Origin of the sequence: Rathayibacter sp. AY1B4 (assembly GCF_002932815.1) — a bacterium.
In the GTDB taxonomy this organism is placed as follows: domain Bacteria; phylum Actinomycetota; class Actinomycetes; order Actinomycetales; family Microbacteriaceae; genus Rathayibacter.
In genome coordinates this window covers 45549-56686 of the sequence record NZ_PSWN01000023.1, presented here as the reverse complement: position 1 = coordinate 56686, position 11138 = coordinate 45549, and the positions used below count along the sequence as shown (strand labels likewise).

The window sequence follows — 11138 nt, the reverse complement described above, 5'->3', positions numbered from 1 at the left end:
CTCCCGCCGGAGAACACCCCGCCCTCGTCCCCCGACCAACCCGCCGTAGGCGGGGCCTGCGGCGGGTTGGTCGGGGGACGAGGGCGGGGTGTTCTCCGGCGGGAGAGGTGTGCTCATCGCGCGAGTATCGCAGAGCGGCGACGGCCTGCCGCGACATCGAGACGTCCCGTCTCAACACGTCCCTCCCCCTCCCGCGGGATGCCGTTCGGGCACGCCGGACACGGCGTGCCGCGGACCGGAGCGGCACCTCGCGGAGGGAGGACGGTGCGCCTCAGCGCAGCGACTCGAGCACGGCCTCCAGCTCGTCGACGGCGAAGTCGATCTCGGCGGCGGTGACCACGAGCGGCGGCGCCAGGCGGATCGTCGAGCCGTGCGTGTCCTTGGCCAGCACTCCGCGGGCCATCAGGGCCTCGCAGACGGCGCGGCCCGAGGCGAGCCCCGGGTCGATGTCGATGCCGGCCCAGAGTCCCGCGCCGCGGACGGCGACCACTCCCCGGCCGATCAGCGCCTCGAGGCGCGCGTGCAACTGCGCGCCGCGCTCGCGGGCGAGGGCCTGGTACTCGCCGGTCGCGAGCATCTCGACGACCGCGAGGCCGACGGCGGCGGCGAGCGGGTTGCCGCCGAAGGTGGAGCCGTGCTGACCCGGCTGCAGGACGCCGAGCACGTCGGCGTCCGCGACCACGGCCGAGACGGGGACGATGCCGCCGCCGAGCGCCTTGCCGAGCAGGTAGACGTCGGGGACGACTCCGACCAGGTCGCAGGCGAAGGTGGCGCCGGTGCGGCCGAGGCCGGACTGGATCTCGTCCGCGATGAAGAGGACGTTGCGGCGAGCGGTGATCTCGCGGACGGCCGGGAGGTAGTCGGCCGGCGGCACGACGATGCCCGCCTCGCCCTGGATCGGCTCGATCAGCACGGCGACGGTGTCGTCGTCGATCGCGGCCTCGAGGGCCTCCGCGTCCCCGAACGGGACCGTGCGGAATCCGGGCGTGAACGGGGCGAAGCCGTCGCGCGCCTCCGCGTCGTCGCTGAACGAGATGATCGTGGTCGTGCGACCGTGGAAGTTGCCCGCCGCGACGATGATGTTCGCCCGGCCCGGAGCGACGCCCTTGACCCGGTAGCCCCAGGCGCGGGCGACCTTGATGCCCGACTCGACCGCCTCCGCGCCCGTGTTCATCGGCAGGACCATGTCCTTGCCGGCGAGCGCGGCGAGCGCCGTGACGAACGGGCCGAGGCGGTCGTTGTGGAACGCGCGGCTGGTCAGGGTGACGCGGCCGAGCTGCTCGCGGGCCGCCTCCAGCAGCACCGGGTGCGAGTGGCCGAAGTTCACGGCGGAGTAGGCGGCGAGGCAGTCGAGGTAGCGGACGCCCTCGACGTCGGTGATCCAGGCGCCCTCGCCGGTGGCCGCGACGACGGGCAGCGGGTGGTAGTTGTGGGCGGCGTGCTCCTCCTCCGCGGCGATGAGGGCGGCGGAGCGGGCGGTGTCGGTGTCGGTGATGCTCATGTCGTTCCTCCTGAGGGGACGATCGACTCTCCAGGAGTCGTCGCACTCGGCGTCGAGTGCGACGGATCGTGGACAGTGGAGGGTGGGTCGGCGCTGCGGGTCGCCGACCACGGGGAGTGGGTCAGCGGCGCAGCTCGAGCGTGCAGCACTTCACGCCGCCGCCGCCGAGCAGCAGCTCGGACAGGTCGACGCCGATCGGGTTGTAGCCGCGCTCGCGCAGCTGGCGCTCGAAGCCCGTCGCGCGGGAGGCGATGACGACGTTGAGGCCGTCGGAGAAGGAGTTGAGCCCGAGCACGGACGCGTCCTCCTCCGAGACGAGGATCGCGTCGGGGTAGAGCTCGCGGAGGGTGCGGTTGCCCTCCTCGCTGAACGCGCTCGGAAGGTAGGCGATGTTCGTGTCGTCGAGCACGGCGATCGCGGTGTCGAGGTGGTAGAACGACGGGTTCACGAGCTCGAGCGTGACGACCTCGCGGCCGAAGACGCGGGCGACCTCGGCGTGCGAGTCGGAGGCGGAGCGGAAGCCTGTGCCGGCGAGGATCCGCTCGCCGACGAGGAGGAAGTCGCCCTCGCCCTCGTTGACCTCCTCGGGGACGCGGACGTCGAAGCCGGCCGAGCGGAACCAGTCCATGTACGCCGGGCCCTCGGGCTGGCGCTCGGGGTAGGTGAAGGAGGCGCCGTAGGCGATGCCGTCGATCACGAATCCGCCGTTGGCCGCGTAGACCATGTCCGGCAGTCCGGCCTCGGGCTCGATCAGCTCGATCGTGAAGCCGAGGTCGGCGTAGGTGTCGTAGAGGGTCTGCCACTGCCGGACGGCGAGGGAGGTGTCGGTGGGGACCTGCGGGTCCATCCACGGATTGATGCGGTAGACGACGGTGAAGTGCTCGGGACGGCACATCAGGATCGTCTTCGCGACGGCGGTTCGGGCGGGTGCCTCGGCGAGCACGGCGGTATCGGTCATTCGAGTCCTCCTGCGAAAGGATGCGGATGAGCGGACCGGGTCCAGTGGCTCCGTGCCCCGCGCATGACGCAACGGGATGGAGCACGCTCGCGCCCAGTCTTGCACGCGCCGATCGTGCGGTTCTCGCCGTGGGGCGCACGGAACGCGCGTGAACGGTGGGTGCGGCGCGGGAAACCGCCGCGGCTCTCGCGCGGGGCGCTGTATTGCGGCAGCGACTACTCTTCCTCGCCCTGAGGCAGGGGCTTTCGGAGGGACGACGTTGCGCCTCTCGGCGAGAAGGCCTTATCCCTCTCTCTTGTCATCGCGCTGATGACATCTGTGGAATCCACCGAATTCTGCCCTGAATGGGGGACTTAGTGCAGCGATAAGCGGCATGGGACGATCCCTCCGGTCCGACAGTCGTCGGCCTTCTCGCTCCGACGAATCCGGATGCTCTCCTCCATGCGAACGAAGACCCTCAGCGTCTCCCTTTTCCTCGCCCTGCTCCTCTCCCTCTTCGTCGCGACCCCGGCCCAGGCCGCGGGCTCGCCGGCTGCGCCGACGAACGTCGTCGCTTCCGACAACAGCTGCACGGACGCCGTCACCATCTCATGGACGGCACCCGCGCAGAAGGTCGCCGGCTATCGCGTGCACATCTACACGATCGAGGGCGACTGGTGGGACGGAGGCGGCTGGAAGGACACCGTCCGGCTCTACTCAACTTCCGGCAGCACGTCGATCACGGTGGATCTCGGGTCCGACCGGAACCCGTACTACTTCGAAGTGGCGAGCGTCACTGATTTCAGCGTTCCGTTCGAGGGCGGTTCCGACGGAGTCCTGCTCGTGCCTTCCGATACCCAGAGCACCAGCTCGATCGCGGAGATCGACCACTTCTGGACCGCACCGGCTCCGGCTCAGGTCTCCGGAGAGGTGTCGAGCACCGGAACGGTCACCTGGCGATGGACTTCGCCGACGAAGGATGGGATGTCGTGCTCCTTCGACCGATACAGCTGGCGTGCGGCGACTCAGGACTATTCGGATCAATACGAAGATATCGTCGATTTCCGAACGAGCGAAACGTCCTTCCAGATGAAGCCGGGGCAGCAGTACGAGTTCTGCGTCGCCGCCGAGACATACGAGTACACCGGAGATGAGACTGCCGAGTTCGCGAGAGGCGAAGAGATGTGCGCGACGGCGACGTGGAGCACCTCCGCTCCAGCCTCCGTCTCATCGCTCCAGGCAACGGCAGGATCGGATCGCCGAGTCGTCGTGAGCTGGCAGCCGCCGGCTGGGGACGGCAACTCGCCGATTCTCGGCTATCGCGTCGGCCGGTCCGGCACTGACGCGAGCGGTAGCGGACCCTGGTCGACCATCGTCAGTACCGTGCGGAGCGATCCCGCTCAGCCCTACAGCCAGACCTTCACGAATCTGAAGGCGAACACCGAGTACACCTTCTCGGTCACCGCCTTCAACAAGATCGGTCAAGGCGAATCCGCGACGACCACGATCGTCGTCGAGCCGCACCACGCCCCTTCGGAGCCGAACTCCGTCGTAGCGATCCCCGACAGCTCCACCCGAAGCGCGACCCTGAACTGGAAGGTGCCGACCGACACCGGAGGAACCTCGATCACCGGCTACCGCGTGTCGCGCGACGGCATCGACAACAGTGGAGCCGGTCCCTGGTCCACCGTGGTGTCGGCGTCGAAGCTCTCGCAGACCTTCTCCAATCTGACCGTCGGTTCCGCCTACACGCTGCGGGTGAGCGCTCTGAACTCCGCCGGAGAGAGCTACGCCGTGACGAGGAGCATCGTCATCGGCGGCACCGCCCTCACCGCCGCGACTCCGACCGTCACCGGCACCGCCGCGGTCGGCTCGACGCTCACGGCGAGCGCCGGCACCTGGGGCCCCTCCCCCGTGGCCCTCGCGTACCAGTGGCGTGCGAACGGCACCGCGATCAGCGGGGCGACCGGCACCACGTACCGTCCGGTCGCGGGCGACGCGGGCAGGGTGATCACCGTCGCCGTCACGGGCTCGAAGTCGGGCTACGTCTCAACCACGCGGGTCTCTTCCGGGACCGCTGCCGTGACCGGCGGCGCGATCACCGCTGCTACGCCGACCATCAGCGGCACCGCGAAGGTCGGCTCGACCCTCACCGCGAAGCCCGGCACCTGGGGCCCCTCCCCCGTCGCCCTCGCCTACCAGTGGAAGGCGAACGGCACCGCTCTGAGCGGGGCGACGTCCGCGACGTACACGCCGACCGGCGCCACTCTCGGGAAGACGATCACCGTGACGGTCACGGGGTCGAAGTCCGGATTCACCGCCGTGACGAAGACCTCCGCGAAGACGAGCGCCGTGGTGGCGGGAACCCTCTCCGCCGCGACCCCGACGATCACCGGCACCGCGAAGGTCGGCTCCACCCTGACCGCCAAGCCGGGCTCCTGGGGTCCCTCGCCGGTGGCCCTCACCTACCAGTGGAAGGCGAACGGCACCGCGATCTCCGGGGCGACCTCCGCCACCTACAAGCCGACCAGCGCCACGGTGGGGAAGAAGATCACGGTGACCGTCACCGGCAAGAAGGCCGACTACACGACGGCGACGCGCACCTCCGCCGCCACCACAGCGGTCGTCAAGTAGGGGATCCGACCCGGGTCGCCGGGGCGAGCCTGCTCGCGCGGACTCCTTCGGCGGCCCGGGAATCCACCACCATCGTCCCCCGGACGGGGGCCCATCCCGCCGACACCCGCCCTCGCCCGGAGGCGGGCGGCGGCTAGCATTCAGACACCGTGTCCGCCGCGGCCTCCCGCGGATCCTGCCGAAAGGCCCGCCGTGCCCGCACGCTCCCTCGCCGCGATCGGCGTCTCCGCTCTCCTGCTGGCCGGCCTCGCCGCCGGTCCGGCCGTCGCCGCCCCCGATCTCCCGGGCGCGAGCGCCGCGCAGGAGGCGGCCGCCGAGGTCGTCCTCTCCGGCACCATCGCGCTCCGCGACGCCGACGAGGAGCACCCCGCCCCCGAGAACCCGTCCTTCTACGTCCAGGTCCAGAACGCCGAGGGGGACGTGGTCGCCGAGGCGGACACGGGCGCCGACTTCACCCTCCCCGTTCCCGGCGGCGAGCCCCTCACCGTCCGCGCGAACCTGATCGGCAGCGACGACTGGTACCCGACCTGGTTCGGCGACACCCCGGTCGCCGAGGCCGCGAGGACGACCCGGGGGACCGACGAGTCCGTCGCCATCTCCCTCCTGCGCACCGCCGAGCTGTCCGGATCGATCACCGCCGACGCGGTCCCGGGCGTCTCCTCCCCCTCCTTCGACGTGCAGGCCTGGTGGGTCGACGGAGGGACGTACTCGCTGCTCGACACCGTCCCCGTCACCGGAACCCCCGGCGCCGCCCGCGCGTGGGACACGGGCGACCTCGCCCTGCCCGCCGGCGACTACCTCCTGCGCCTCGTGGAGCCGGGGTACCCCGCCTACGACGACCAGTACTTCTCGCGCCTGGCCCGCCTCGACGAGCGCGCGGTCGTCTCCGTGCCGCCGGGCGGCCGCAGCGGCATCGACTTCTTCCCGTCCGCCTACTCCTCCGACGTCGCCCGCCTCGCCGGGACCGACCGGTACGCGACCGCCGTCGCGGTGACCGCCTCCGGATTCGCCGACGGCGCCCCCGTCGTCTACCTCGCCAGCGGAGCGAACTGGCCGGACGCGCTGAGCGCCGGCCCCGCCGCCGCGAAGCAGGGCGGCGCGCTCCTGCTCACCGACCCGAGCGTCCTGCCCGCCGTGGTGGCGGACGAGCTGCGCCGCCTCGCCCCGCAGCGGATCGTCGTGGTCGGCAGCGCCCTCTCCGTGAGCGACTCGGTGCTCCAGCAGGTGCGGGCCCTCGGGATCCCGACCGAGCGCATCGAGGGCGTCGACCGCTACGACACCTCGCGCCGGATCGTCGAGGACGCCTTCCCGGACGGCAGCTACGAGAACGTCTTCGTCGCGACCGGCACCAACTTCCCGGACGCCCTCTCGGTCGCGCCGATCGCCGGCCGCCGCGCCGAGCCCGTCCTCCTCGTCGACGGCGCCCGCTCGCGCCTCGACCAGCCGACCCGCGACACCCTCGCCGGACTCGACCCCTCCTCCGTGCAGCTGCTCGGCGGTGCGCCGTCGATCTCGACCGCCGTCGAGGCAGACCTGCGCGCCGCGAAGATCGCCGACACCGTGTCGCGCATCGCCGGGACGGACCGCCACGACACCAGCCGACGCCTCAACGACGTCTTCCCGCCGTCCGAGCTGGGCGACTCCGTCTACCTCGCGACCGCCACCGGCTTCGCCGACGCGCTGGCCGTCGGCCCGGTCGCCGCGAAGCAGGGCGCCCCGCTCTACCTAAGCGAGCCGACCTGCCTGCCGCGCAGCACCCGTGTGAAGATGCAGGGCCACGACCTCGATCAGGTGCTGCTCCTCGGCAGCCCCCTGACCCTGTCGGCGCAGGTGCGCTCGCTGTCCGCCTGCTGAGACCCGAGACGCACCGCACCAGCCCTGGAGATCCATGAGCGCCACCGCCGACCGTCCCCTCCTCGTCGGCATCGAGACCGGGGGCACGAAGGTCGTCGCGGCGGTCGCCGACGCCGCTGATCCCGAGCGGATCCTCGCGACGACGACCCTGCCGACCCGCGGGCCCGCCGAGACTCTCGCCGATCTGGCCGGCTTCGTCAGCGGCCACGGTGTCGACGGCACCGTCGCCGCGGTCGGCGTCGCCTCCTTCGGCCCGCTCGACATCGACCCCGGCTCCCCGACCTACGGGCACCTCACCTCCACGCCGAAGCTCGGCTGGGAGGGCACCGACGTCCTCGGCCCCATCGGCGCGGCCGCACCGGGCGCCCGGCTCGCGCTGGTCACCGACGTGAACGGAGCCGCGCTGGGCGAGTCCCGCTGGGGCGCCGGAGCCGGAGTCGACGACTTCGTCTACCTGACCGTCGGCACCGGAGTCGGGGGCGGCGTGATCGCGGGCGGACGGCTCCTCGCCGGCAGCGGCTGGCCCGAGGTCGCGCACCTGCTGCCCCGCCGCCACCCCGAGGACGGCTTCGCCGGCACCTGCCCGTTCCACCGCGACTGCCTCGAGGGCCTGGTCGCCGGTCCCGCGATCTCGGCGCGCTGGGGCGTCGACGGCTCCCGCCTCGGCCCCGAGGAGGCGGCCGCCAACCTCCGCTTCAGCTCCTACTACCTCGCGCAGCTCGTCACGACGCTCGCCTACGTCGCGGGCGTGCGGCTCGCGGTCGTCGGCGGAGGCGTGTCGAAGACGCCGGGGCTCGTCCCCGCGGTCGAGGCCGAGGTCGAGCGGCTGATGGGCGCGCCCGGAGCGACGGGGACGGGCGGCGGGCGAATCCGCATCGTGCGCCCGGCCCTCGGCGACGAGTCCGGGGTGCGCGGGGCGATCTCGCTGGCGGAGTCCCTGCTCGCCTGAGCTCTACCCTCGTCCCATGAGCGACCGACCCGTCGACCCCTCCGCCCCCGACTCCGGTCGCGACGAGACAGTGGAGGAGCGATCCGACCGCAACTGGAACGAGATCCTGCAGGAGCTGCGGGTCGTGCAGACCGGCACGCAGATCCTGGGCGGCTTCCTGCTGACGCTGTGCTTCCAGCAGCGCTTCGCCGACCTCGCGCCGCCGGACGTGGCGCTCTACCTCGTGCTCGTCCTGCTCGCCGCGTGCGTCACGATCCTGGCGCTGGCACCGGTCATCGCCCACCGGCTGCTGTTCCAGCGGCGGAGGAAGGCCGAGCTGGTGCGGTTCGGCAACCGGGTGGTCACGGTGTGCCTCGCGGCGGGATCGCTGCTGTTCGTCGGAGTCGTGGGCTTCGTGTTCGACGTCGTGCTGGGCGGGCCGGCGGGCCTCTGGGCGGGCGGAGGCGTGCTGCTGCTGCTCGCCGTGGTCTGGGCGACCGCGCCGGTCCTCCTGCGGAGGCGCTGAGGGCGGCGGAGTCTGCCCGCCCCTCCCCCGCGAGTCAACGGGGTACCCGGCTCCGCCGCGCTCTTCCTACCGTGGCCGCGAGGCGCGCACCGCGCCGACGCGAGAGGAGCACCATGACCGACCGGACCGAGCAGCCGCAGGAGAACCCGCAGAACCACGACCACGTCGACGACGCGGGCGTCGACAAGCCCTCGCAGGCCGAGGGCGACGACACCGAGGGATCGGCCGGCTGATCGCCGCCTCGATCCCCGTCCTCCCCGCGATCGACAGCAGCGCGGCCGTCCTCGCCGACGGCTACCTCTTCGGGACGCGGCGCTTCGACGACGTGGGAACGGACGCGTTCCGCACCCGGATCCTCGGACGGCCCGTGATCACGGCGCGCGGCATCGAGGCGGCGCGCTTCTTCTACGAGGGCGGGCGCTTCGACCGCGAGGGCGCGCTGCCCGACTCCGTGCTGCACCTCCTGCAGGACGAGGGCAGCGTGCAGACCCTCGAGGACGAGCCGCACCGGAGGCGGAAGCGGATGTTCCTGGATCTGGTGGAGACGCCCGAGCAGCGGTCGAGGCTGGTCGCGGCCTTCGCGCGGGAGTGGCAGGCGGTCGCCGCCCGTCTGACCGGCGAGCGGGTCCGCCTCCAGGACGTCGCCGCCGAGGTCCTGGGCCGCGCGGTCCTGTCCTGGGCCGGCATCGAGGCCGACGAGGAGGAGGTGCTGCGGCGCACGGACGAGCTCCGGGCGATGATCGACAACGCCGGGCGCTTCGGCCCGCCCAACTGGGCCGCGCGACTCCGCCGCCGCTCGACCGAGCGGTGGGCGCGCGGCCTGATCGAGGCGAGCCGGGCGGCCGGCCCCTCCCCGACTCCCCTGCACCGGATCGCGCACGAGAAGGAGGACGGCGGCCTCCTGCCCGTCGAGGTCGCCGCGGTGGAGCTGATCAACGTGCTGCGACCCACGGTCGCGGTGGGGCGCTTCGTGGTGCTGGCGGCGCTCGCGCTGCACCGGCATCCGGAGTGGCGGGAGCGGCTCGCCGACCAGGAGGAGCGCGTCGCGTTCGCGAACGAGGTGCGGCGCTTCTACCCGTTCTTCCCGATGGTCGGAGGAAGGGCCCGCCGGGAGCTGGACTTCCGCGGCGAGACGCTTCCCGCGGGGCAGTGGATGCTGCTCGACCTCTACGCGACGGACCACGGCTCGCACTGGGAGGCGCCGGGCCGCTTCGATCCGGAGCGGTTCCGGTCGCCGGTCGACCGCAACGGCTTCATCGCCCAGGGCGGCGGGCACTACGGAGGCGACCACCGGTGCCCGGGCGAGCCGGCGACCGTCGACCTGCTGTCCGCGGCGCTGGAGCTCCTGGCCGCGGGGCACCCGTACGACGTCGAGGACGGGCAGGATCTGCGCGTGAGCATGCAGAGCTTCCCGACCGGGCCGGAGGACGGCTTCGTGGTGAGGTTCCGCTAGGGGCGGGCGGGCTCGGCGGGCGGCCTCGGCGGGCGGCCTCGGTCGGCGGCCTCCGCGGGGGCGGTCGTCCTCCACAGGCCGCGGATCCGCGCGCTCTCCCCGGATCCGCTCGGGCCCTCCCCGCCCGCCTCGCCCGGCGAGCACGCTCGGGGGATGCAGAAGCCGAGTCAGTCCTCCGGAGCGTCGAGCTCCTCGAGCGCCCGCAGCGCCTCGCGGGCGCGCTCGAGCCGATCGGCCTCGGGCTCGTCCCACCATGCCGGTCCGCGCTCGCCCAGCCCGTGCTTGGCGAGCCCGACCCTCCTGCGCGCCAGCGCCTCCGCCTCCGCGTCCTCGTGCGTCCTGGCCGAGCGCACTCCCGAGCGCCCGCGCCCGAGGTGCGAGGTGAGGCCGGCGACCACGTCCTCCGGCAGCGAGGGATCGGTGCGCCGCCACCGGCGGCCCTTCACCACGAGCCAGCGCTCGTCGTCCTCGTCGCTCACCCCGTCACCGCCGCCTCGGGTTGAGCCGGTCACCGGTGCTCGTGAGGTCCACCTGTTCCGGCAGCAGGAGCGCCTCGATCCGCCCCGCGGCGGAGAGCCGCAGCAGGTCGTCGACGAGGGCGCGCGAGCCGCCGATCAGCGTCGAGTCGAAGTCGACCTCGCTCGCGAGGTACCAGGCCCGGTCCTCCGGCCAGAGCGCGAGCGGAGTCTGCACGACGAGCCCGGAGGCGTCGGCGAAGCCCGCCGCGCGCGCCCACGCGGTGTCCTCGAGCACCCGGACGTCGAGCGAGAGCAGAGGCCCCTCCCGCCCCGGCAGCTCGACCGTCGCCGCGGCGGCGGTCTCGGGGTGCTCCCAGCCGGTCGGCCGGGTGTCGCTCATCCACTCGGGCAGCTCGTCCGAGGCGTCCGCGCGGGAGATCAGGATCCGCGACCCGCCGCTCAGCACGCCGAACCCCTCCCAGAACACGGCGAGGCAGTCCTCGGGGGTGCTCGTGTGCTCCGCGAGCACGGCGGCGACGGCCGCGAGCTCGTCGAGCGGGAGCACTCCGAGGCGGGGCTCCGCGTACTCGTCGGGATGCTCACCGGTGAGCGAGTACCACTGCGCGAGCGGATGCAGGAGCGTCCCCTCCCGCTCGGCGACCTCGCGCCAGCGCCGGGGCGGGTCGTCGGAGGGGTGCAGGATCCGCATGGCCGCCTCGAACAGCGGAGGGACGATCCCCTCGAAGCGCCCGAACGCGCCGAGAGCGCCCAGCATCGGCTCCGCCCGCCCAGCGTCCCGCTCGGCGCGCAGGGGCGCGTCCCGGGGTGTCGGCTCGACCATCGGCCC

9 protein-coding genes are annotated in these 11138 nt (G+C 72.8%); 5 read left to right on the top strand and 4 right to left on the bottom strand.

Going from position 1 to position 11138, the window contains the following annotated elements:
* Positions 1–271: 271 nt before the first annotated feature.
* Together rocD and ddaH are read right to left on the bottom strand one after the other, a co-directional pair.
* Positions 272–1501 (bottom strand): ornithine--oxo-acid transaminase, encoded by a 1230-nt coding sequence (gene rocD / locus C5D66_RS13830; RefSeq protein WP_181028797.1) that lies wholly within the window; start codon positions 1499–1501, stop codon positions 272–274.
* A gap of 121 nt (positions 1502–1622) precedes the next feature.
* On the bottom strand, positions 1623–2459 hold the full coding sequence (gene ddaH, locus C5D66_RS13825) for a dimethylargininase (protein ID WP_104256072.1): 837 nt from the start codon (positions 2457–2459) through the stop codon (positions 1623–1625).
* A 441-nt stretch (positions 2460–2900) separates the two neighbouring features.
* Between ddaH and C5D66_RS13820 the strand changes: the two genes are divergently transcribed.
* The 5 genes from C5D66_RS13820 (at position 2901) to C5D66_RS13800 (ending at position 9833) form a co-directional block, all read left to right on the top strand.
* Positions 2901–5072: a fibronectin type III domain-containing protein gene (locus tag C5D66_RS13820; RefSeq protein ID WP_181028796.1), complete on the top strand. Its 2172-nt coding sequence runs from the start codon at positions 2901–2903 to the stop codon at positions 5070–5072.
* A 192-nt stretch (positions 5073–5264) separates the two neighbouring features.
* Positions 5265–6926, top strand: a complete 1662-nt coding sequence (locus tag C5D66_RS13815) for a cell wall-binding repeat-containing protein (RefSeq protein ID WP_104274591.1) — start codon at positions 5265–5267, stop codon at positions 6924–6926.
* Between the two features lie 34 nt (positions 6927–6960).
* The gene (locus C5D66_RS13810) at positions 6961–7875 is read left to right on the top strand and encodes an ROK family protein (protein ID WP_104326943.1); all 915 of its coding nucleotides are present in this window, start codon (positions 6961–6963) and stop codon (positions 7873–7875) included.
* Positions 7876–7891: 16 nt separating this feature from the next.
* Positions 7892–8380 (top strand): DUF6328 family protein, encoded by a 489-nt coding sequence (locus tag C5D66_RS13805; protein ID WP_104223741.1) that lies wholly within the window; start codon positions 7892–7894, stop codon positions 8378–8380.
* A gap of 325 nt (positions 8381–8705) precedes the next feature.
* On the top strand, positions 8706–9833 hold the full coding sequence (locus C5D66_RS13800; RefSeq protein ID WP_104274618.1) for a cytochrome P450: 1128 nt from the start codon (positions 8706–8708) through the stop codon (positions 9831–9833).
* A 167-nt stretch (positions 9834–10000) separates the two neighbouring features.
* On the opposite strand, the gene C5D66_RS13795 is transcribed toward C5D66_RS13800, so the two are convergent.
* Positions 10001–10312 (bottom strand): biopolymer transporter Tol, encoded by a 312-nt coding sequence (locus C5D66_RS13795; RefSeq protein ID WP_104274617.1) that lies wholly within the window; start codon positions 10310–10312, stop codon positions 10001–10003.
* 4 nt (positions 10313–10316) lie between these two features.
* On the bottom strand, positions 10317–11132 hold the full coding sequence (locus tag C5D66_RS13790) for a hypothetical protein (RefSeq protein WP_146084788.1): 816 nt from the start codon (positions 11130–11132) through the stop codon (positions 10317–10319).
* Between the last annotated feature and the right edge of the window lie 6 nt (positions 11133–11138).